Raw genomic sequence first — 21,688 nt, forward strand, 5'->3', positions numbered from 1 at the left:
AACGGGTCAGTGGGTGGTCGGTGACGGGATCACGCTGTCATCCGGTGTCGCGGCGTTCGTCGATGACGCGCCGGTTCCGCCCGGGTTCCCGGCCGCGGACGCTGTGGATCCCGCGGAGTCCGGCTGGTCCAGATCCAGTCCCCCGGTACCGACGAGCGAGTTCGGCACGAGGTCGCCGCCCGCGCCGAGGATGCCCGCCGTGCCGGCCGATGGGCTCCCGCTGACCGCGCCCGTCGCCAGGTCGAGGTAGGCGGGGTTGCCGCTTTGCACCATGCCGAGCTGCTCGGCGCGCGCGGCGATCGACTGCGGCGATCCGAGCCGATCGAGCTGCTCGCCGAGGGCGCGCTGGGTGCGCTGCAGCTCGACCTGCCGCCCCTGCAGCGTGTGCACCTGGTAGGCGCCGTCGGCGATCCAGATGCTCAGCAGCAGCTGACCGAGCAGGATCACCCCGATGCCGCCGAGCGTGACCAGCACGTGCACGAGCCGCGGACGGGCACGCCGCTGGGCGCGACTCGCGGCGATCTCGAGGTGGCGGCGTGGGTCGGGCGCACCGACCGGGGCCCGGCGCGGGGCGGTGGCCGTCGCGAGCGTCATGCCGCCTCCCGCAGCTTCTCGGCGGCGCGGAGCCGCACGGGCGCGCTCCGCGGATTGCGGGCGCGCTCCTCGTCGGAGGCGAGTTCCGCGCCGCGCACGAGCAGGCGCAGCTCCGGGCGGTGCTCCGGCAGCTCCACGGGCAGACCGCGCGGAGCCGTCGAGGTGGATCGCCGCTGCAGTTCGCGCTTGACGATGCGGTCCTCGAGCGACTGGTAGGCGAGCACGACGATGCGCCCGCCGACGGCGAGAGCGTCGACGGCGGCGGGGACGGCGCGCTCGAGCACCACGAGCTCCTGGTTCACCTCGATGCGCAGCGCCTGGAACACGCGCTTCGCGGGGTGCCCGGAGCGCTCGCGCTGCACGGCGGCGGGGGTGGCCTCGATGAGCAGCGCGACGAGTTCCGCGGAGGTCGTGAGGGGGCCGCGACACGGCGCTCGACGATCCGGCGGGCGTAGCGGCTGGCGAGCCTCTCCTCGCCGTACTGCGTGAAGATCCGGCGCAGAGCGGCCTCGTCGTAGTCGGCGAGGATGCGCGCGGCGGTCAGCGGCGATCCGGGGTCCATGCGCATGTCCAGCGGGGCGTCTCGGGAGTACGCGAAGCCGCGATCCGTCTCGTCGAGCTGCATCGACGAGACGCCGAGGTCGAACAGGATGCCGGCGACGCGGGCGATCCCGAGTCCGTCCAGCGCGCCGCGGATGCCGTCGTAGACGGTGTGCACGAGCCGCACCCGATCCCCGAACCGCGCGAGGCGTTCCGCGGAGAGCCGCAGCGCCTCGGGATCGCGATCCAAGCCGACGAGCACGAGCTCCGGGAACCGCTCGAGGAAGGCCTCGGCGTGCCCGCCCAGGCCGAGTGTGGCGTCGACGAGCACGCGATCGGTCCCCGCGAGAGCGGGGGCGAGCAGTTCGACCGTGCGCTCGAGCAGCACGGGCACGTGACGCGGGTTGTCGGGAGTGATGTCGCTCATGGGAGGCGGGCTGCGGCCCCGGGTCCGATCCCCATCCGGCGCGACCTGCCATCGGGGAAGAGAAGGCAGGGCGTGCGGCTGAGGGTCGCACCCGAGGGTCAGAAGATGCCCGGGATCACCTCCTCGTCCACGTCGGCGAAGTCGGCGGCGGTCTGCTCGGAGTACGCGGTCCACGCGGCGGTGTCCCAGATCTCCGCATGGGTGCCCACGCCCACGACGGTGAGGTCGCGGTCCAGGGTCGCCCACTCGCGCAGCATCGGGGATCGTGACGCGGCGCTGGCTGTCGGGGGCCTCCTGCGCGGCGCCGCTCAGCAGCTGACGGAAGAAGTCGCGCGCCCGCTTGCCGGTCATCGACGCCTGCCGGGCGCGTTCGTAGACCGACTCGAACTCCTTCTGGCTGAAGACGTAGACGCAGCGCTCCTGGCCCTTGGTCATGACGATGCCGGCGGCGAAGTCGTCCCAGAACTTGGCGGGAAGGATGATGCGCCCCTTGTCGTCGAGCTTGGGCGCGAAGGTGCCGAGCAGCATCTCGGACCCCCTCGTACTCCGGCCAGATGGAAGGACGGCTCCACTTTACTCCACTCTCCCCCACCGACCAAGCACATACCGGCGACATCGCCCCGAAGAGGGGGTACGAGCGCGCAACAAGGCCAGAAAAATGCAGCGATCCTGGGCGTGGAGTGAAGTGGAGGATTTTCCCGCACCGGCCATCGCATCCGGGCATGAAAAAGCCGCCCGTGGGGCGGCCGACTCAGGCTGGCGTCAGGACGTCATCGGACGCCCCGACACGTCAGTGCTCGTCGTCGTCGTTGCGCCGGTCCCAGCGCTCACCGAGCGAATCCATGAACGAGCTGCGGTGCGGTCGAGGGGCGTCGACGTGGCCGTGACCGGTGCCCGACACCGTCAGCCGTCGCGGCGGCGCGATGAGCAGCAGTGCCCCGGCGAACATGGCGACGAAGCCGATCACACCGACGATGGGAAGGCGCACCATGACGCCCACGACGAGGAGCGCCACACCGGCGACGAGCCCGATCAGCCCCAGCAGGATGGCCGTGCTGCCGGCACGTCCGCGGCTTGCGCCGACCGTCGTGACGTCGTCCGCGTCGCTGTGGTAGAGACCGCGCTCCATCTCGTCGAGAAGGCGCTGCTCCTGCTCCGAAAGCGGCATCTCGATCTCCCTCGTCCCGGGCTCGGGGCTCCCTCGCGGGGTCGCCCGACTGGGTGATGACTCACCATTCTAAGCGCGGTCGCCTGGCTAGGCTAGGTGGGTGCCTGGGAGTCCCCGGTTAGTCGACCTCGTGCAGTCGGCCATCGACGGACTGCTCGACCGCGAGGGCGCCGCGCTGGCGGAGATCGCGCCGGAACTGGGCGAACTGCATGCCGTCGCGCGGTCGTTCCTGGCCGGCGGCAAGCGCTTCCGCGCGCTCTTCTGCTACTGGGGATGGCAGTCGGTCGCGGGGCGCGCCCCGGCCGACGAGCTGCTCGACGCCGAGGCACCGGATCCCGCAGCTGTCATCGATGTCGCCGCCGCCCTCGAGGTCTTCCACGCGGCGGCTCTCGTGCATGACGACATCATGGACAACTCCGACCTGCGTCGCGGCCGTCCCAGCGCCCACCGGCAGTTCGAGACGCAGCACCGGCAGGCCGGGTGGGGCGGCTCGGCCGAGCGGTACGGCCAGGCGGCCGGGCTGCTGCTGGGCGATCTGCTCATGGGATGGAGCGATCAGCTCTTCGATGCGGGCGTGCGTGCCACCGCGGACGCCTCGGCGGCGTGGGCGGCCCGCGCCGAGTTCGAGCGGATGCGCACCGAGGTGACGGTCGGGCAGTACCTCGACATGCTCGAGGAGGACTCCTGGCGCCTGCGCGACGAGACCGAACTCCTGTCCCGCGCCCAGCGCGTCGTGGTCTACAAGTCGGCGAAGTACAGCGTCGAGGCGCCGCTCGCGATCGGCGCCGCGCTCGCCGGCGCCGCACTCCCGCAACTCGCGGCGTTGCGGGCCTTCGGCCTGCCCCTCGGCATCGCCTTCCAACTGCGCGACGACCTGCTCGGCGTGTTCGGCGATCCGGAGCTGACGGGCAAGCCCGCCGGCGACGATCTTCGCGAGGGCAAGCGCACCGTGCTCGTCACCCTCGCCCGTCGGCGCCTCCCCGGCTCGGTGCGGCGTCTCTTCGACGAGCTGCTCGGCGATCCGGACCTCGACGCGGCCCAGATCGCGATGCTCCAGACGGCGGTGCGCGAGAGCGGCGCCGTGCACGACGTCGAGCGGATCATCGAGCGCGAGGTCGGCACGGCGCTCGCCGCACTCGCCGACGCACCTCTCACCCGGTCGGCGCGCGACCAGCTCGCGGAACTGGCGTCGGTCGTGACAGCCCGCTCGTCCTGATCGGTTCAGAACCCCAGAGCCTGGGCCACCCGGCGCACTTCGGCCTTGCGACCCGCGCGGAGAGCCGCGATGGGCGTCGTGCCGAGGCTGTCCTCCTCGCTCAGCAGCCAGTGCATGGCCTCGTCGTCGCTGAACCCGGCATCGGCGAGCACCAGCACGGTGCCGCGCAGCTCGTGCAGCGGCTCCCCCTCGGCGATGAAGTCGGCCGGCACCCGCAGCACCCCGTCGACGCGCGCGCCGAGCAGGACCCGGTCCTCCAGCAGTCGGCGGACCCTGCCCTGGGGGATGCCCAGGCGCTCCACCAGGTCGGGGACGGTCAGCCACTCGGTCGTGCGGGATTCCACCCTCCAGCCTGCCCGTCCGCGGCGGTGCGCGCTCGGCCCTGGTTTGTTACGTGTTTGTGAACGCAGGCCACATCAGCCACACTGATTGACTCCCGTTGCCAACTGTGACAGCGTGTGCGGAGGCATGTCCGCGGCCACCGCGGTCGTCACGGCCCCGGGGGATGGGGCCAGGAAGGCGGGTGTCATGGACGCGAACCGATCGCGCTCCGTTCGCGACGCCGAGCGCGCCGAGGCGGTCCGCCGCATCCGGCACGGCGTGAACCTCAGCCTGCCCGTCGTCCTCGCGGGCGCCATGACGGTCACGATGAATCTCACCGGCGCCGTCCCGGCAGCCGACGCGGCACCTCGCAAGCCCGCCGAGCGCCCGCGCGCATTCGTGCGTTCCGAGGTGCAGAAGCCCCCGGCGCCCGCCGCCGCCCCGGTGATCGCGCCCGCCGCGGTGGCCCCCTCGAGCTACACGGTGACGCGTGGCGACACGGTCTCCGGCATCGCCGAGCGATTCGGACTGCGGACGGCCGACGTGCTGGCCCGCAACGGGCTCGGGTGGTCCTCGCTCATCTTCCCCGGACAGGTCCTCCACCTCGGCGGGACGGCGCCCGTCGCTGCGGTGCCCGCCGCCCCCGTCTCGGCCGCGACCACCTACACGATCGTGCGCGGCGACACCGTCTCGGGCATCGCGGGACGGTTCGGTGCGAGCGTCCAGAGCATCCTCGACGCCAACGGCCTGGTCCGCACGAGCATCATCTACCCGGGCCAGAAGCTGCGGATCCCGGAGTCGGCGGCCCCGGCGGCGCACATCGAGACGGTCGCCTCGGTGACGCCCGTCGTGCCGGTCACCCCCGTCGCGGCTGTCACGCCGGCCGGCACGCGGTACACGGTGCGCAGCGGCGATTCCGTCTGGAGCATCGCCCAGCGGTTCGGGGTGAGCACCGCCGCCGTGCTGCAGGCCAACGGTCTGACCGCGTCGAGCGTCATCCACGCCGGGCGCACGCTCGTCATCCCCGGCGGGGCGGTCGCGGGCAGCGGGGCCACGACGGCCCTCAGCGACGAGATGGCCGCGAACGCACGCATCGTGATCCAGGTCGGTCGCCGGCTCGGCGTGCCGCAGCAGGGCATCGTCATCGCGCTCGCCACCGCGATGCAGGAGTCGGGGCTGCGCAACCTCTCCTACGGTGATCGCGACTCGGTCGGCGTGTTCCAGCAGCGACCGAGCACGGGCTGGGGCACCCGCGCACAGCTCATGGACGTGACCTACGCCGCGCGGCTGTTCTACGGCGGCCCCGGCAATCCGAACGCGGGACGAACGCGCGGCCTCCTCGACATCCCCGGATGGCAGTTCCTGACGCTCACTCAGGCGGCGCAGAAGGTGCAGATCTCGGCCTACCCCGACGCGTACGCCAAGTGGGAGTCGAGCGCGCGGTCCTGGCTGGCCGCTCTGGGATAGCGCAATCGCGCTGCGACCGGGTGTTGCGACCTTCCATTCAGGGGCCCTTCCCTACACTTCTGACGTGAGCGTCAACACGTCGGACCCGGTCATCGGCCGGCTCATCGACGGCAGATACCAGGTGCGCTCACGCATCGCACGCGGGGGCATGGCGACCGTCTACCTCGCGACCGACCTGCGCCTCGAGCGCCGCGTCGCCGTCAAGGTCATGCACGGGCACCTGGCCGACGACAGCCAGTTCACGCAGCGATTCATCCAGGAGGCCCGGTCGGCCGCCCGGCTGGCGCATCCGAACGTCGTCAACGTCTTCGACCAGGGCCAGGACGACGAGAGCGCCTACCTCGTCATGGAGTACCTGCCGGGGATCACGCTGCGCGATCTGCTGCGCGAGTACGGCTCGCTCACGCCGCAGCAGACCATCGACATCGCCGAGGCCGTGCTCTCGGGTCTCGCCGCCGCGCACAAGGCGGGGATCGTGCACCGCGATCTCAAGCCGGAGAACGTGCTGCTGGCGGATGACGGACGCATCAAGATCGGCGACTTCGGTCTCGCGCGCGCCGCGTCCGCGAACACGGCGACGGGCGCTGCGCTGCTCGGCACGATCGCCTACCTCTCCCCGAGCTCGTCACCCGCGGCGTCGCCGACACCCGCAGCGACATCTACGCCGTCGGGATCATGATGTACGAGATGCTCACCGGCGAGCAGCCCTTCACGGGCGAGCAGCCGATGCAGATCGCCTACCAGCACGCGAACGAGTCGGTGCCGGCGCCCTCGAGCCGCAACCCCAAGGTGCCGCGGCCGCTCGACGAGCTCGTGCTGTGGGCGACCGAGCGCGACCCCGACCGACGTCCGCGCGACGCCCGCGAGATGCTCGAGCAGCTCAAGGAGGTCGCCGCCGAGATCGACGGCACGGGGCCGACCCCGACGCTCGCGCAGCGCACCATGGTGCTGCCGACGCCCGCCGTGACCGCCCCCACGACGGTGGTCGCCCCGCGCGCGATGGCCGACTCCGAGACGCAGGTGATCGCGCCGCACGGGCGGATGGCGGCATCCCCGCCTCCGGCCCGCGGGAACGCCCCGGGACCGCGGCGCAGCCGACGCTGGATCGCGGTCGTGGTCGTCCTGCTCCTGGTGCTCGCCGGCGGCGGCGCCGGATGGTGGTTCCTGCTCGGACCGGGCGCCCACGTCACCATCCCGAGCTCGCTCGCGGGCACCACACCCGAGGCGGCGACGGCTCAGCTCACGCAGTTGGGCCTCGTGGTCGACACGCAGCAGGGTCAGGTGAACTCGACGACCATCCCGGCGGGCCGGGTCGCCGACACCAAGCCGGGTCTCGGCGCGGCCGTGGTCAAGGGCTCGACCGTGCGGCTGCTGATCTCGCAGGGCCCGAAGCTCATCGACTTCACGATCAAGGCCGGCACACCCGTGGCCGAGGCGCGCGCCCTCATCAAGAAGAACTGGACGCTCGCCGGAACGCCCAAGAAGCAGTTCAGCGACTCGATCGCGAAGGACACCGTCATCGACGCCCTCGGCGCGGACGGCAAGACCCTGCTCGGACAGGCCAGCTACGGCGAGGGTCTGCCGGTGTCGCTCATCGTGTCGGCCGGCAAGCTGCCCGACGTCGTGGGACAGCCGTACGACGCTGCGGCCCGCGCGCTCGACGCCGTCGGGGTGACGGCCGAGCAGGGTCAGCAGCAGAACAGCCACACCGTGCCGCAGGGCAGCGTCATCGCGATCGCCACCAGCGGACCGATCAGTCCCGGCGGCACCGTGACGCTCACGATCTCGAAGGGCCCGGAGGCGGTCACCGTGCCGGATGTCGTCGGCAAGACCTGGGCGACGGCCAAGCAGCAGCTGCTCGACGCCGGGTTCCAGCTCGACTACACACCGAAGGCTCCCTCGGACGCGTTCCCCACCGTGTTCGTGGTCACGAAGACAAGTCCAGCCGGTGGGAGCACCGCGCTGTGGGGCTCCACCATCAAGGTCAACTTGAAGGCTGGCGGCTAGCGGGCGGCGCTGAGCTCCTCGGCCACGAGGAACGCGAGCTCCAGCGACTGGTAGTGGTTGAGCCGTGGGTCGCACAGCGACTCGTACTTCGTCGCGAGGATCGCCTCGTCGATGTGCTCCGACCCGCCGAGGCACTCGGTGACGTCGTCGCCGGTGAGCTCGATGTGGATGCCGCCCGGGTGCGTCCCCGCGGCCCGGTGCGCCTCGAAGAAACCCTTCACCTCGTCGACGATGTCGTCGAAGCGGCGGGTCTTGTAGCCGGTCGGGGTCGTGAAACCGTTGCCGTGCATGGGGTCGCTGACCCACAGCGGCTGCGCGTCCATCCGGGTGATCGCCTCCAGCAGGGGCGGAAGGGCGTCGCGCACCTTGTCCGCACCCATCCGCGTGATGAAGGTGAGCCGACCCGGCTCGCGCTCGGGGTCGAGCTTGTCGATGAGCCGCTCCATGACATCCGGGGTCGTGCTCGGACCGAGCTTGACGCCGATCGGGTTGCGGATGCGGCTGAAGTAGTCGACGTGCGCCCCATCGAGGTCGCGGGTGCGCTCCCCGATCCAGAGGAAGTGCGCGCTCGTGTTGACGGGCGTGCCGTTGCGCGAGTCGATGCGCGTCATCGGCCGCTCGTAGTCCATGAGCAGGCCCTCGTGGCTGGTGTAGAACTCGACGCGCTTGAGCTCGTCGAAGTCGGCCCCGGCCGCCTCCATGAACTTGATGGCGCGGTCGATCTCGTTGGCCAGACCCTCGTAGCGGTGGTTCGCCGGGTTCGACGCGAAGCCGCGATTCCAGCTGTGCACCTCGCGCAGGTCGGCGAATCCGCCCTGCGTGAACGCCCGGATGAGATTCAGCGTGGATGCGGCCGTGTGGTACCCCTGCACCAGTCGGCGGGGATCGGCGCGACGCGATTCCGGCGTGAAGTCGTAGCCGTTGACGATGTCGCCCCGGTACGCCGGCAGCGTCACGGCGCCGCGGGTCTCGTCGTCGTTGGAGCGCGGCTTCGCGAACTGCCCCGCCATCCGGCCCATCTTGACGACGGGCATCGAAGCGCCGTAGGTGAGGACCACCGCCATCTGCAGCAGCGTGCGCACGCGCGCGCGGATGCGATCCGCGGTCGCGCCGGCGAACGTCTCGGCGCAGTCGCCGCCCTGCAGCAGGAACGACTCGCCGCGCGCGGCACGCGCCAAGCGCTCGCGCAGCATGTCGACCTCACCCGCGAAGACCAGGGGCGGGTAGCTGGCGATCTCAGCGGATGCCGCGGCGGCCTCCGCCAGATCCGGCCACGCCGGCTGCTGCTTGATGGGCAGATCGCGCCAATAGTCGAGCCCGGCGATCACGCTCGGATCTGCGGGGACGACGGTCTCGGTCGGGTCTGCCACGGGAGGAGTCCTTGTGCTGGAAGGGACTTTCCAGCGTATCGGGCATCAGGGCGTGGCGCCGACGCTCTGAGCCCCCGGCCGTGCGCGCACCGACGACGCATAGACGTCGACGTACTCCTGGCCGCTCAGGCGCGAGATCTCGTACATGATCTCGTCGGTGATCGAGCGCAGCACGAACCGGTCGCCCTCCAGACCCGAGAACCGGCTGAAGTCCAGCGGCTCGCCGAACACCACGCCGACGCGGCGCACCTTCGGGATGCGGGTGCCGAGCGGTTGGATCTTCTGGGTGTCGACCATCGCGACCGGGATCACCCGGGCGCCGGATTCGAGCACGATGCGCGCGACCCCGGTGCGCCCGCGATACAGCCGCCCGTCCGGGCTGCGGGTGCCCTCCGGGTAGATGCCGAGTTGACGGCCCTCGGCCAGGACGCCGAGCCCCGAGTTGAGCGAGGCCTCCGACGCCTTGCCGCCCGACCGGTCGATCGGCACCTGCCCGAGACCGAAGAACAGCTCCTTCTGCAGCCAGCCGAAGGGACCCGGCTTGGTGAAGTAGTCGCTCTTGGCCAGGAACGTCACGTGGCGGTCCAGCACGACCGGCAGGAAGACGGAGTCGACGAACGACAGGTGGTTGCTCGCGAAGATGACCGGCCCCGACTCGGGTACGTTCTCGAAACCCCGCGTCCACGGGCGGAACACCGACGTGAGGAACGGCGCGACGACGACCTTCAGGATCCAGTACAACCACGGCCGCGAGCGTCGCACTCCGTCAGCCTAGGGCGCCGCCGCTCCTGCGGCGCCCCCGCTCCGGCGCCGTCCACGCCGCCGCCTCCGCTGGGTCAGCCCACGGCGCCGCCGCTCCTGCGGCGCCCCCGCTCCGGCGCCGTCCACGCCGCCGCCTCCACTGGGTCAGCCCACGGCGAAGCGCGCGCGGGCGAGGTCCGCCGCGCCGACGACGCCCGCGTCGTTGACGAGCTCGGCGATGCGGAAATCCGGCTCCGGATGGAACCCTCGGGCGGGGACGTGCGCGTGGAACGCCTCGCGGATCGGCTCGAGCAGCAGCTCGCCGGCCGCCGCGACACCACCGCCGAAGGCGAACACCCGCGGGTCGAGCACGGCACCGAGAGACGCGCACGCCCGACCGAGCCAGCCGCCGAGCTGCCCGAGGGCGGCGAGGGCGCCCGGGTCGCCCTCGGCGATGAGGCGCCCGACGTTGGTGGCATCGAGCGCGCCGTCGGCCCGGCGCGCGGCCGCGAGCTGCAGTCCGACGCCGCCGGCATCCGCGATCTCGCCGGCGAAGCGCAACAGCGCCCGTCCCGAGCCGTACTGCTCGATGCAGCCGTGCTGTCCGCACCCGCACGCGAGCCCGTCGGGCACCAGGCTGGCGTGGCCGATCTCGCCGGCGACGCCGAAACCGCCGCGGAGCAGCCGCCCGTCCGCGACGATCGCACCGCCGACCCCGGTGCCGATCGTGAGGAGCACCATGTCGCTCACGCCGCGGCCGACGCCGAAGCGGAACTCCGCCCATCCGGCCGCGTTGGCGTCGTTGTCGATCACGATCGACGCGCCGGGCAGGCCCTCGGCCAGCAGCGCGCGCAGCGGCACGTCGCGGAAGCTGATGTTGGGGGCGTAATAGACCCGCTCGCGCTGAGCGTCGAGGAACCCCGGCACCACGACACCCACCGGCGGGATGCCGCCCTCCCCGCCAGCGATCGCACGATCTCGACCGCGTGGGCCACGATCGCATCGGGGTCGGCGGCGGGCGTCGGGCGACGCTCGGACCGCAGCACGCGCCCGTCGTCGTCGACCAGCGCGCCCGCGATCTTGGTGCCGCCGATGTCGATCCCGATCGCCTGCACGACGATCGAGTCTAGGGCGGCGCGGTTAGGCTGGAGCACGGACGTCACACGTCACCGAAGGAGATGCCGTGAACGAATACGTCACCCCTGCCGTCGTGCAGCCCGACCCGAACGCCAACATCACGGACCTGCTCCTGGAGCGGGTGAGGCAGACCCCGGAGCGGGCCATCTTCGCCCTGCCCACCGAGGACGGCTGGCGCGATGTGACGGCCGCCGAGTTCCACCGCCAGGTCGTCGCCCTCGCCAAGGGCCTGGTCGCCGCCGGGATCGAGCCCGGCGAGAAGATCGGCCTGATGTGCTCCACGCGCTACGAGTGGTCGCTCATCGACTTCGCCGTCGCGTTCGCCGGCGCCATCATCGTGCCCGTGTACGAGACCTCCGCACCCCGCCAGGTGCGGTTCAACCTCCAGGACTCGGGCGCCACCGCGATGATCGTGGAGACGGCCGACCACTTCACGCGCTTCGACGAGGTGCGTCCCGAGCTGCCCGCGGTCACGAAGGTGTGGCAGCTGCACCTCGGCGACCTGGACGAGCTCGCCGCGTCCGGCGGCGGCATCGCCGACGAGGAGCTCGAACGACGCCGGACGATCGCCAAGGGCGCCGACGTGGCCACCATCATCTACACGTCCGGGTCGACCGGCACGCCCAAGGGCTGCGTCATCACCCACTCGAACTTCGTCGAGCTCAGCCGCAACGCGGCGGTGGCGATGAAGGAGGTCGTCGAGCCCGGCGCGTCGAGCCTGCTGTTCATCACGATGGCGCACGTGTTCGCCCGCTTCATCTCGATCCTCGGCGTGCACGCCGGGGTGCGGGTCGGGCACCAGGCCGACACGACGCAACTCCTGCCCGCGCTCGGCAGCTTCCAGCCGACGTTCCTGCTCGCGGTGCCGCGGGTGTTCGAGAAGGTCTTCAACTCGGCCGAGCAGAAGGCCGAGGGCGAGGGTCACGGCAAGATCTTCCGAGCCGCGGCGAGGACCGCGATCGCGCACTCGCAGGCGCTGGATGCCGGCAAGGTCGGGCTCGGCCTGCGGCTGCGCTTCGCGCTCTACGAACGGCTCGTCTACGGCAAGCTCAAGGCCGCGCTCGGCGGCCGGGTGAAGTACGCGATCTCGGGTTCGGCGCCGCTCGGCCTGCGGCTCGGCCACTTCTTCCGGAGTCTCGACGTGCGCATCCTCGAGGGCTACGGCCTCACCGAGACCACCGCGCCCGCGACGGTGAACCTCGTCTCCAAGTTCAAGATCGGCACCGTCGGACCCGCCCTTCCGGGCGTCGGGCTCAAGATCGCCGACGACGGCGAGATTTTGGTGAAGGGCATCGACGTCTTCGCGGGGTACTGGAAGAACGAGGCCGCCACGGCGGACACGTTCGAGGGCGAGTGGTTCAAGACCGGCGACATCGGCAGCCTCGACGACGACGGATATCTGACGATCACCGGTCGCAAGAAGGAGATCATCGTGACGGCGGGCGGCAAGAACGTCTCGCCCGCCGCGCTCGAGGATCCGATCCGCGCGAATCCGCTCGTCGGGCAGGTGGTCGTGGTGGGCGATCAGAAGCCGTTCATCTCGGCCCTCGTGACGCTTGATCCCGACATGCTGCCGGTCTGGCTCAACAACAGCCGCGAGGACGCGACGATGTCGCTCGACGAGGCGGCGCGCAATCCCAAGGTCATCGCCGAGGTGCAGAGGGCGGTCGATCTCGCCAACGCGCATGTGTCGCGCGCGGAGTCGATCCGCAAGTTCGTGATCCTGCCGACCGAGTTCACAGAGGACTCCGGCCACCTGACCCCGAAGCTCTCGATCAAGCGGGGGCCGATCCTCGCGGACTTCGCCGACATCATCGAGGGCATGTACGAGTCGCGGCCGGCGACCGAGACGGCGTCGATCCCGGCCGGCTGACCGGGCGGCGTCCTAGCTGGCGCTGGTGACACCGGCGCGGAACCAGTCCGCCTGGCGGATCGCGCGCATCGCCTCGCGCCTGGCCTCGGGTTCGAGACCCTCGATGTAGAGGTGCCCGTCGAGGTGGTCGCTCTCGTGCTGCAGCGCCTGGGCGAGCAGACCGTCGCCTTCGACCACGACCGTGCGGCCCGCGGCGTCGATCCCGGTGACCCGTGCGTGCGGATGCCGCTGGCGCGGGAAGTAGAAACCGGGGACCGAGAGACAGCCCTCGTCGACCAGCTCCGGCTCGCCCCACGCCTCGAGCTGCGGGTTGAACACGTACCCGACATCGCCGTCGACGTTCCAGCTGAAGGCCCGCAGGCCGACGCCGATCTGGCAGCCGGCGACGCCCGCGCGGCCCGGCAGCAGCACGGTGTCGACGAGGTCCTCGCCGAGGGCCGCGAGGCGGGAGTCCCCGGGGCGGATCACGACCGGGTCCGACACGGAACGCAGCACGGGGTCGCCGAACAGCCGGATCTGGCGCTCGGTCACGGGACGACCACCTGAGCGCCGCGCTCGGTCGGCAGCCCGTCCATCACATACGCCGCGAGGTCGCGCGCCGACTGGCGGGTGAACGGCTTCAACGCCGCGTAGCGCACGACCGATCCCGCCGCGAGCTCGCGGTCGTACGGGATCCGGACGACCTGACGCACGCGCGAGCGGAAGTGCGCCTCGATCTCGGTGAGCTTGACGAGCTCCGTGCCCTGCGTCGCCGTGTTGAGCGCGACGACCGCGTTGCGCACGAGGTGCGCATAGCCGTTGGCTTCCAGCCAGGTCAGCGTCTCGGAGGCGAGACGGGCCTCGTCGACGCTGCCGCCCGAGACGATGACGACCTCGTCGGCGCGCTGGAGGGTCGCCCGCATGACCGAGTGCACGATCCCGGTGCCGCAGTCGGTGAGCACGATGCCGGTCCACCGTGAGAGCACATCGGCGATGACGTTGTAGTCGTTCTCGCCGAACGCCTCCGAGATGAGCGGGTCGGTGTCGGAGGCGAGCACGTCGAGGCCGGTGACGTCGCGCGAGAGGTGGCGCTGCAGATCGGCCTCGCTGACGATCTCGGGCGCGTGAATGACGACGTCGCGCACGGTCGAGCGGGTCTCCCGGTTCACGCGTTCGGCCAGCGTGCCGCGATCGGGGTTCGCGTCGATCGCCACGATGCGGTCCGAGCGCAGGTCGGCGAGCGCCATCCCGAGCAGGGTGGTGATCGTGGTCTTGCCGACGCCGCCCTTGCGGGTGAGCACCGGGACGAATCGCGTGCCGCCGTCGAGCGGGCGGGTGATGCGGGCGTCCATCGCCTTGCGCTCACGGGCTCGTGCGGAGTCGCCGGGGTTCACGAGATGGAACGTGCCCTCGTAGACGCCGCGCTGCCAGAACCCCTCGGGAGCGCGGTGCCGCCCGGGGGCGGAGCGCGGCTCGCGGGCCAGCTCCTCCGCGATGCTCGGGCCGCTCGGGGTCGCGGCGGCCCGCGCGGCGGCGTTCTCGAGCCGGACGCGCTCGCGGCGGCTGAGTTGTGCGGTCTCGGCGTCGGGCAGCGGCGGGACGTCGGCCGGGTCGACGACCTCCACGGCCGCCTCGGGTTCCTCGACGAGCTCCGCCGTGACGATCTCGCCCGGCATGATGTCGATCGACCGGGTCGCGGCACTCACGACACCGGGCACGACGGGGCTCACGACGATCTCGTCGAGCGCGACCGCCTGCTCGTCCTCCGGCGCCTCGTGCACCGGCACCGGCAGCGCGATGCTCACGGTGAGGCTCTCCGGCACGATCGCCGTGAGGTCGCCCCGCTCGGGCAGCGCGGCGTGCTCGGCCGGTTCACCGGCCGCCCGCCGTCCCGTGCGCCGGGAGCCTCGGTCGATCGTCACAACGGGCGAGTCTACCGAGCGCGGCCCGACGTCACTCGATCACGAGGAGGAGGTCTCCGGCGTCGACCTGCTGCGTTGCGGGGATCGCGAGCCGGCGCACGGTGCCGGCGACGGGGGTCGTGATCGCGGCCTCCATCTTCATCGCCTCGATCGTGGCAACGGGCTGGCCGGCGTGCACGGTGTCGCCCTCCGCCACCTTGAGCGTGACGACGCCCGAGAACGGCGCGGGCACCTGGCCGGGCCGGGATGCGTCCGCCTTCTCGGCGGACTTGGTCTCGACCGTGATCGACCGGTCGCGCACCGGCACCGGGCGCAGCTGGCCGTTGATCGTCGTCATGACGGTGCGGATGCCCTGGTCGTCGGCCTCGCCGATCGCCTCGAGCGCCAGCAGCAGGCTGACTCCCCTGCTGATCTCGACGACCGTCTCGACCCCGGTCTGCAGGCCGTACAGGTAGGCGCGCGTGTCCACGACCGACAGGTCGCCGAACAGCTCCCGCACCTGCTCGAACTGGCGCGTCGGCGCCGGGAACAGCAGCCGGTTCAGGGTCGAGCGCCGCGACGGCGCCGAGCCGCCCTGGTCGTCTCCGGCCAGGCCCTGCTCGTCCTCGGTCGTGAGATCCTCGACGCCGATCCGCACCTGGCGCCCCTCGAGCACCTTGCTGCGGAACGGCTCCGGCCACCCGCCCGGCAGATCGCCGAGCTCGCCGGCCATGAAGCCGATGACCGAGTCCGGGATGTCGTACTTCTGCGGGTTCTGCTCGAAGTCGGCGGGATCGGCATCCACCGCCACGAGGGCGAGGGCGAGGTCGCCCACGACCTTCGACGACGGTGTCACCTTCGGCGGGCGGCCGAGGATCCGGTTCGCAGCCGCGTACGCGTCCTCGACCTTCTCGAACTGCTCGCCGAGGCCGAGCGCGATCGCCTGCTGCCGCAGGTTCGAGAGCTGGCCACCGGGGATCTCGTGGTGGTAGACCCGGCCGGTGGGGCCGGGCAGGCCGGACTCGAACGGGTGGTAGGTGCGGCGCACCGCCTCCCAGTACGGTTCGAGGGCGTCGACCGCGTCGAGCCGGATGCCGGTGTCGCGCTCCGTGTGCGCGGTCGCCGCGACGAGCGCCGAGAGCGACGGCTGGCTCGTCGTGCCCGCCATCGGCGCGCTGGCCGCGTCCACCGCGTCCGCCCCCGCGCGGCTCGCCGCGAGCAGGGTCGCGAGCTGACCGCCCGCGGTGTCGTGCGTGTGCACGTGCACCGGCTGGTCGAACCGCTCGCGCAGCGCGGTCACCAGTCGCTCGGCGGCCTCCGCGCGCAGCAGGCCCGCCATGTCCTTGATCGCGAGGATATGCGCGCCCGCCTCGACCATCCGCTCGGCGAGGCGCAGGTAGTAGTCGAGCGTGTAGAGGTCCTCGCGCGGGTCGAGAAGGTCACCCGTGTAGCACATCGCGACCTCGGCGACGGCGGTGCCGGTCGCGAGCACGGCATCCACCGCGGGGCGCAGCTGGTCGACGTCGTTGAGCGCGTCGAAGATGCGGAAGACGTCGATCCCGGTCGACGCGGCCTCCGCGACGAACGCGTCGGTCACCGCGGTCGGGTACGGCGTGTAGCCGACCGTGTTGCGGCCGCGCAGCAGCATCTGGATCGCGATGTTCGGCAGCGCCTCGCGCATCGCGGCGAGCCGCTCCCACGGGTCCTCGCCGAGGAAGCGCAGCGCGACGTCGTACGTCGCCCCGCCCCACGCCTCGACGCTGAGCAGCTGCGGCGTCAGGCGCGCGACGTGCGGCATCACGGCGACGAGGTCCTTGGTGCGCACGCGGGTCGCGAGCAGCGACTGGTGCGCGTCGCGGAAGGTCGTCTCGGTGACGGCCAGCGCGGTCTGCGCGCGGAGCGCCTGCGCGAACCCGGCAGGACCCAGCTCGAGCAGCCGCTGCCGCGATCCGGCCGGCGCCGGCGCGTCGACATCGACGACGGGGAGCTTGATCGACGGGTCGTAGGCGCCCGCCCCGTCGCCGTTCGGCTGGTTGACCGTGACGTCGGCGAGCCAGTTGAGGATCTTGGTGCCGCGGTCGCGCGATTCGCGGATCTGCAGCAGCTGCGGCCGCTCCTCGATGAACTTCGTCGAGAGGTCGCCGGCCTGGAACGCCGGATCGGCGAGCACCGCCTGCACGAACGAGATGTTGGTGGTGACGCCCCGGATGCGGAACTCGGCGAGGCCGCGCTGCGCGCGTCGCACCGCGGTCGGGTAGTCCCGCCCGCGCGCCGTCATCTTCGCGAGCATGGAGTCGAAATGCGGGCTGATCCGCGCCCCTGTCGCCACCGTGCCACCGTCGAGCCGGATGCCGGACCCGCCCGGCGAGCGGTAGGTCGTGATCTTGCCGGTGTCGGGCCGGAAGTTCGCGGCGGGGTCCTCGGTGGTGATCCGGGTCTGGATCGCCGTGCCGTGCAGGTGCACGTCCTCCTGGTGCAGGCCGAGCTCGGCGAGCGTCTCGCCCGACGCGATGCGCATCTGCGACTGCACGAGGTCGACGTCGGTGACCTCCTCGGTCACGGTGTGCTCGACCTGGATGCGCGGGTTCATCTCGATGAACACGTGCTGACCGGCCCGCTCGCCCTCGGTGTCGAGCAGGAACTCGACCGTGCCGGCGTTGACGTACCCGATCGACTTCGCGAACGCGATCGCGTCGCGGTAGAGCGCCTCGCGGATTGACTGGTCGAGGTTCGGCGCCGGTGCGATCTCGACGACCTTCTGGTTGCGCCGCTGGATCGAGCAGTCGCGCTCGAACAGGTGGATGGTCTCCCCCGTGCCGTCGGCGAGGATCTGCACCTCGATGTGCCGGGGGCGGATCACCGCCTGCTCGAGGAACATCGTGGGGTCGCCGAACGCGGAGTCGGCTTCGCGCATCGCGGCCTCGAGCGCGGGGCGCAGCTCGTCCTTCGTCTCGACCCGTCGCATCCCGCGACCGCCGCCGCCCGCGACCGCCTTCGCGAAGATGGGGAACCCGATCCCGTCGGCACCGGCCAGCAGCTCGTCGATGTCGCGGGATGCCGGGGTCGACCGCAGCACCGGCACGCCGGCCGCGATCGCGTGCTCCTTCGCCGTCACCTTGTTGCCGGCCATCTCGAGCACGTGGCTGCCGGGGCCGATGAAGGTGATGCCCGCGTCCGCGGCGGCCTGGGCGAGGTCCGGGTTCTCGGAGAGGAATCCGTAGCCGGGGTAGATCGCGTCGGCCCCGGACTCCTTCGCGACCCGGATGATCTCGCTCACGTCGAGATAGGCGCGCACCGGGTGCCCCTCCTCGCCGATGAGGTAGGCCTCGTCGGCCTTCAGACGGTGCAGGGAGTTGCGGTCCTCGAAGGGGTAGACGGCGACGGTCTTGGCCCCCAGCTCGTACGCCGCGCGGAAGGCTCGGATGGCGATCTCACCACGGTTGGCGACCAGGATCTTCGTGAACACACAGTTCCTCTCGGCGGGGCGTGGGGAGGGGATGCTCTCAGCGTAGTGACGGTAGGCTCGGTGCTCGTGCATGTGCTGAGCGTGAGCTCCCTCAAGGGGGCGTGGGCAAGACCACGGTCACTCTCGGCCTCGCCTCCGCGGCCTTCGCGAAGGGCATCTCGACCCTCGTCGTCGACCTCGATCCGCAGTCGGACGTGTCGACCGGCATGGACATCGCGATCTCCGGCCACCTCAACGTCGCGGACGTGCTCGCCTCCCCCAAGGAGAAGATCGTGCGCGCCGCGATCGCGCCCTCGGGCTGGACCCGGGGTCGCCCCGGCGCGGTCGATGTGCTCATCGGGTCGCCCTCGGCGATCAACTTCGACGGCCCGCACCCGTCGATCCGCGACATCTGGAAGCTCGAGGAGGCGCTGGCCCACGTCGAGCGCGACTACGACCTCGTGCTGATCGACTGCGCGCCCTCGCTCAACGCCCTGACCCGCACCGCGTGGGCGGCATCGGATCGGGTCGGCGTCGTCACGGAGCCGGGCCTGTTCTCGGTCGCCGCCGCCGACCGCGCCCTGCGCGCGATCGAGGAGATCCGCCGCGGGCTGTCCCCGCGCCTGCAGCCGCTGGGCATCATCGTCAACCGCGCGCGGGTGCAGTCGCTCGAGCACCAGTTCCGGATCAAGGAACTGCGCGACATGTTCGGCCCGCTCGTGCTCTCGCCGCAGCTGCCGGAGCGCACCTCGCTGCAGCAGGCGCAGGGCGCCGCCAAGCCGCTGCACGTCTGGCCCGGCGAGAGCGCGCAGGAGATGGCGCGCAACTTCGATCAGCTGCTGGATCGCGTGCTGCGCACGGCGACGATCGCGCCGGTCACGACGTCTTCCGCGGCCCCGGTCGCGTCGACCGCGGGCTGAGGGCCGGCGTCAGCCGAGCCGGTCCGGCGAGGTCAGCTCGCGGCGCGCTTGGCCGCACGGCGGGCGGCGAGCTCGTCGTCGGCGTCCGAGACCGAGGTGGTGTCGAGGTCGACGAGGCTCGACTCGACCTCGCGCAGCACCTTGCCCACGGCGATGCCGAACACGCCCTGACCCTGACTGACGAGATCGATGACCTCGTCGTTCGAGGTGCAGAGGTAGACGCTCGCGCCGTCGCTCATGAGGGTGGTCTGGGCGAGATCGTAGATGCCGGCCTCCCGGAGCTGCTCCATCGCGACACGGATCTGCTGCAGCGAGATGCCGGTGTCGAGCAGGCGCTTCACGAGCTTCAGCACGAGGATGTCGCGGAAGCCGTACAGACGCTGCGAGCCGGAGCCGGCCGCGCCCCGGATCGTGGGCTCGACGAGCTGCGTGCGCGCCCAGTAGTCGAGCTGACGGTAGCTGATGCCGGCGGCACGGGCGGCGACGATGCCGCGATACCCGGCCGTGTCGTCCAGCTCCGGCAGACCGTCGGTGAAGAGCAGGCCGTCGCCGTAGCGGGCCGCGTCACTGCGGCCCAGACTCGTGGGGGTCAGGTCGCTCATTCGCGCTCCTCGGTAGCCGTCGTTAACCCTCAGCTTGAAGTTGAAGGTGAACCTGCTGTGCTCTCACACGCTACCCGCGTGGATCAACGCCGACAATGAGGCGCCGGGCGTGTCGGGTGTAATGAGCCGATGCTCAGAGCCTCGACAGCGCCGAGCGGATGAGGCTGGAGCGCACGAGCTCGAGCTGCGCCGCGATCTCCCGGGCGAGGTCGAGCGCCTTCGCGCGGCTCGAGGCGTCGGAGCGGCGCGCGGTCGGGATCAGGGCGCTCTCGATGAGCCCCAGCTCGCGCTCGGCGGCGGCCCGGAATCCGCGGAGGTGCCGCGGCTCGATGCCGGAACGCTGCAACTCGACGAGCGATTTCAGGATGACGAGCGACTCCTCGGCGAACGTGTCACCCGCGACGATGAGCGACGCGCTCACCGCGTCGTTCAGCAGCATCGGGGTCGCGCCGGACTCCCGCACGAGCTCCTCGCGGGTCAGCTTGCGGCCGCCCGGCAGCATCGAGGGCGCCGCGCTGACCTGGAGGCCGCCGGGCAGCACGGGCTCGCGCCCGGCGTCGAGGTCGTCGACGTAGCTGCGGATCACCTTGAGCGGCAGATAGTAGTCGCGCTGCATGGTCAGCACCAGACGCAACCGCTCGAGATCGGCCGGCGAGAACTTGCGGTATCCGGACTCCGTGCGCGACGGCGTCACGAGCTGCCGCTCCTCGAGAAAGCGCAGTTTCGACGGGGAGAGATCCGGGAACTCGGGGCTCAGCCGCGCGAGGACCTGACCGATGCTGAGGAGGTTCGTCCCCGGACCCTGCGGCTTCGGGGCGGCGGCGCCGGCTCTCACCGGCTGAGAGCGGCGAGATCGAGTCGCGAGGCGTAGAAGGTGAGCCGGAACTTGCCCACCTGCACCTCGGCACCGTCGCTGAGCAGAGCGGATTCGATCCGCACTCCGTCGAAGTAGGTGCCGTTGAGCGAGCCCAGGTCCTTGACCTGGAACGACGTGCCGACCCGCGTGAACTCCGCATGCCGGCGCGACACCGTGACGTCGTCGAGGAAGATGTCGGCATCCGGATGCCGCCCCGCGATGGTCGAGTCGGCGTCGAGCAGGAAGCGGGCACCCACATTCGGGCCGCGGCGGACGATCAGAAGCGCGGAGCCGGACGGGAGCGCGGCGATGGCCTCCTGCTCCTCCGGCGAGACCCCGGCCTCCATGGCCTTGAGCTGCTGAGCGAAGTCATCGGCATAGTGCACGGTCGTGTCGGCGCCGGCCCCTGCGGGGCGGAAGCCGCGGCGGGCTGGGGCTGCTCGGTCGACCGAGGAGTGTCGTCCTCGTGCGGGTCGTCGGCCATTCCATCCCCTCCTTTTAGCGGTCCACACTATCCGATGCTCCGGCGGGCGCATCCTCGGAAATCCGGATCATCCGACCGGTCTGGATCGCATAGACCACGCCCGCCCACCAGTAGAGGAAGACGCCCCAGAGCGCCGCCGCCCAGCCCACGGGCTCGGCCCAGGCATCCACCGCGGGAAAGGCCGCACCGAGCACGAGCACCGGCATCGCGACGAGCAGCGCGAAGGTGCCCAGCTTGCCGAGATGATGCACCGGCAACGGTCCGTACCGGTGCTGCGCCAGGATCACGCCGAGCACGAGCAGCAGGACGTCGCGGGCGACGACCACCCCGACCAGCCACCACGGCAGGAATCCGCGGATCGCCAGCCCGACGAGCGTGGAGAAGATGAACAGCCGGTCGGCCGCCGGGTCGAGCAGCTGACCGAGGCGGCTGACCTGGTCGAAGCGGCGCGCGACGTAGCCGTCGACGAAGTCGGTGATGCTCGACACGACGAGCGTCACCAGCGCCCACAGGTACTGCTGCGTGATCAGCAGCACCAGGAAGACGGGGATGAGCAGCAGCCGCAGGAGGCTCAGCACGTTCGGCACCGTGAGGATGCGAGAGCTCACTGCCGGCACGCGATCAAGGCTAGTCCCGGGCT

General features: G+C 71.3%; 17 protein-coding genes and 4 pseudogenes. 5 read left to right on the forward strand and 16 right to left on the reverse strand.

Translation table 11 applies throughout. The annotated features are described in order from the left end of the window. Positions 1 to 6 precede the first annotated feature (6 nt). The 4 genes and pseudogenes from ftsL to QQK35_RS00975 form a co-directional block, all read right to left on the reverse strand. A complete protein-coding gene (gene ftsL, locus QQK35_RS00960) occupies positions 7 to 594 on the reverse strand; it encodes a cell division protein FtsL (RefSeq protein WP_284252178.1) in 588 nt (195 codons plus the stop codon). After that, a pseudogene (gene rsmH, locus QQK35_RS00965) lies at positions 591 to 1,561 on the reverse strand (16S rRNA (cytosine(1402)-N(4))-methyltransferase RsmH). The gene ftsL and the pseudogene rsmH overlap by 4 nt, the downstream one beginning before the upstream one ends. 98 nt (positions 1,562 to 1,659) lie before the next feature. Further along, positions 1,660 to 2,089: pseudogene (mraZ, locus tag QQK35_RS00970) on the reverse strand (division/cell wall cluster transcriptional repressor MraZ). 262 nt (positions 2,090 to 2,351) lie between these two features. Then, on the reverse strand, positions 2,352 to 2,729 hold the full coding sequence (locus tag QQK35_RS00975; RefSeq protein WP_284252179.1) for an SCO2097 family morphological protein: 378 nt from the start codon (positions 2,727 to 2,729) through the stop codon (positions 2,352 to 2,354). A 100-nt stretch (positions 2,730 to 2,829) separates the two neighbouring features. On the opposite strand from QQK35_RS00975, the gene QQK35_RS00980 reads away from it, so the two are divergent. Then, positions 2,830 to 3,945 carry a polyprenyl synthetase family protein gene (locus QQK35_RS00980; RefSeq protein ID WP_284252181.1) on the forward strand — a complete coding sequence of 372 codons (1,116 nt, stop codon included), beginning with the start codon at positions 2,830 to 2,832 and terminating at the stop codon, positions 3,943 to 3,945. 5 nt (positions 3,946 to 3,950) lie between these two features. Here QQK35_RS00980 and QQK35_RS00985 read toward each other — a convergent pair whose 3' ends face one another. Next, complete coding sequence (locus QQK35_RS00985; protein ID WP_284252183.1) at positions 3,951 to 4,289, reverse strand: Rv2175c family DNA-binding protein; 339 nt, start codon at positions 4,287 to 4,289, stop codon at positions 3,951 to 3,953. A 184-nt stretch (positions 4,290 to 4,473) separates the two neighbouring features. Between QQK35_RS00985 and QQK35_RS00990 the strand changes: the two genes are divergently transcribed. Continuing rightward, positions 4,474 to 5,733: a muramidase family protein gene (locus tag QQK35_RS00990; RefSeq protein ID WP_344203651.1), complete on the forward strand. Its 1,260-nt coding sequence runs from the start codon at positions 4,474 to 4,476 to the stop codon at positions 5,731 to 5,733. Between the two features lie 64 nt (positions 5,734 to 5,797). Beyond that, positions 5,798 to 7,740 (forward strand): annotated as a pseudogene (pknB, locus tag QQK35_RS20155) (Stk1 family PASTA domain-containing Ser/Thr kinase). Here pknB and QQK35_RS01005 read toward each other — a convergent pair. The 4 genes from QQK35_RS01005 to QQK35_RS19505 form a co-directional block, all read right to left on the reverse strand. Then, a complete protein-coding gene (locus QQK35_RS01005) occupies positions 7,737 to 9,110 on the reverse strand; it encodes a class II 3-deoxy-7-phosphoheptulonate synthase (protein ID WP_425565079.1) in 1,374 nt (457 codons plus the stop codon). The pseudogene pknB and the gene QQK35_RS01005 sit on opposite strands and share 4 nt — an antisense overlap. Before the next feature lie 45 nt (positions 9,111 to 9,155). Then, positions 9,156 to 9,872 carry a lysophospholipid acyltransferase family protein gene (locus QQK35_RS01010; RefSeq protein WP_284252190.1) on the reverse strand — a complete coding sequence of 239 codons (717 nt, stop codon included), beginning with the start codon at positions 9,870 to 9,872 and terminating at the stop codon, positions 9,156 to 9,158. A gap of 144 nt (positions 9,873 to 10,016) precedes the next feature. Then, positions 10,017 to 10,778 carry an ROK family protein gene (locus QQK35_RS01015; RefSeq protein WP_348534987.1) on the reverse strand — a complete coding sequence of 254 codons (762 nt, stop codon included), beginning with the start codon at positions 10,776 to 10,778 and terminating at the stop codon, positions 10,017 to 10,019. After that, complete coding sequence (locus QQK35_RS19505; protein ID WP_348534859.1) at positions 10,661 to 11,014, reverse strand: ROK family protein; 354 nt, start codon at positions 11,012 to 11,014, stop codon at positions 10,661 to 10,663. The genes QQK35_RS01015 and QQK35_RS19505 overlap by 118 nt, the downstream gene beginning before the upstream one ends. Positions 11,015 to 11,034: 20 nt before the next feature. On the opposite strand from QQK35_RS19505, the gene QQK35_RS01020 reads away from it, so the two are divergent. Continuing rightward, the gene (locus QQK35_RS01020; protein ID WP_284252191.1) at positions 11,035 to 12,861 is read left to right on the forward strand and encodes an AMP-dependent synthetase/ligase; all 1,827 of its coding nucleotides are present in this window, start codon (positions 11,035 to 11,037) and stop codon (positions 12,859 to 12,861) included. Between the two features lie 12 nt (positions 12,862 to 12,873). On the opposite strand, the gene QQK35_RS01025 is transcribed toward QQK35_RS01020, so the two are convergent. The 3 genes from QQK35_RS01025 to QQK35_RS01035 are packed head-to-tail and all read right to left on the reverse strand — an operon-like array spanning position 12,874 to position 18,207. Then, positions 12,874 to 13,392: a peptide deformylase gene (locus tag QQK35_RS01025; protein WP_284252192.1), complete on the reverse strand. Its 519-nt coding sequence runs from the start codon at positions 13,390 to 13,392 to the stop codon at positions 12,874 to 12,876. Then, the gene (locus QQK35_RS01030; protein WP_284252193.1) at positions 13,389 to 14,762 is read right to left on the reverse strand and encodes a MinD/ParA family ATP-binding protein; all 1,374 of its coding nucleotides are present in this window, start codon (positions 14,760 to 14,762) and stop codon (positions 13,389 to 13,391) included. Before QQK35_RS01030 ends, QQK35_RS01025 begins: the two co-directional genes overlap by 4 nt. Before the next feature lie 31 nt (positions 14,763 to 14,793). Further along, positions 14,794 to 18,207, reverse strand: coding sequence for a pyruvate carboxylase (locus QQK35_RS01035; protein WP_284252197.1), 3,414 nt, complete (start codon positions 18,205 to 18,207; stop codon positions 14,794 to 14,796). 66 nt (positions 18,208 to 18,273) lie between these two features. Between QQK35_RS01035 and QQK35_RS01040 the strand changes: the two are divergent. Then, positions 18,274 to 19,106: pseudogene (locus QQK35_RS01040) on the forward strand (ParA family protein). 32 nt (positions 19,107 to 19,138) lie between these two features. Here the strand turns inward: QQK35_RS01040 and QQK35_RS01045 are convergent. From QQK35_RS01045 to QQK35_RS01060, 4 genes are all read right to left on the reverse strand, one after another. Further along, complete coding sequence (locus tag QQK35_RS01045; protein ID WP_284252199.1) at positions 19,139 to 19,708, reverse strand: MerR family transcriptional regulator; 570 nt, start codon at positions 19,706 to 19,708, stop codon at positions 19,139 to 19,141. Positions 19,709 to 19,841: 133 nt separating this feature from the next. Further along, positions 19,842 to 20,543: a transcriptional regulator FtsR gene (gene ftsR, locus QQK35_RS01050; RefSeq protein ID WP_284252200.1), complete on the reverse strand. Its 702-nt coding sequence runs from the start codon at positions 20,541 to 20,543 to the stop codon at positions 19,842 to 19,844. Continuing rightward, positions 20,540 to 21,100 (reverse strand): FHA domain-containing protein, encoded by a 561-nt coding sequence (locus tag QQK35_RS01055; RefSeq protein WP_431311788.1) that lies wholly within the window; start codon positions 21,098 to 21,100, stop codon positions 20,540 to 20,542. Before QQK35_RS01055 ends, ftsR begins: the two co-directional genes overlap by 4 nt. Beyond that, positions 21,063 to 21,665 (reverse strand): CDP-alcohol phosphatidyltransferase family protein, encoded by a 603-nt coding sequence (locus QQK35_RS01060; protein ID WP_284252202.1) that lies wholly within the window; start codon positions 21,663 to 21,665, stop codon positions 21,063 to 21,065. The genes QQK35_RS01055 and QQK35_RS01060 overlap by 38 nt, the downstream gene beginning before the upstream one ends. Positions 21,666 to 21,688 lie beyond the last annotated feature (23 nt).

This window comes from Pseudolysinimonas kribbensis, from assembly GCF_030161895.1.
Classification (GTDB): Bacteria; Actinomycetota; Actinomycetes; order Actinomycetales; family Microbacteriaceae; genus Pseudolysinimonas; species Pseudolysinimonas kribbensis.

What these genes read in the sequence shown, in the direction of transcription:
- ftsL (WP_284252178.1), bottom strand. Translation starts at nt 594, where the DNA reads ATGACGCTCGCGACGGCCACCGCCCCGCGCCGGGCCCCGGTCGGTGCG.
- QQK35_RS00975 (WP_284252179.1), bottom strand. Translation starts at nt 2,729, where the DNA reads ATGCCGCTTTCGGAGCAGGAGCAGCGCCTTCTCGACGAGATGGAGCGC.
- QQK35_RS00990 (WP_344203651.1), top strand. Translation starts at nt 4,474, where the DNA reads ATGGACGCGAACCGATCGCGCTCCGTTCGCGACGCCGAGCGCGCCGAG.
- QQK35_RS01045 (WP_284252199.1), bottom strand. Translation starts at nt 19,708, where the DNA reads ATGAGCGACCTGACCCCCACGAGTCTGGGCCGCAGTGACGCGGCCCGC.
- QQK35_RS01055 (WP_431311788.1), bottom strand. Translation starts at nt 21,100, where the DNA reads ATGCGCCCGCCGGAGCATCGGATAGTGTGGACCGCTAAAAGGAGGGGA.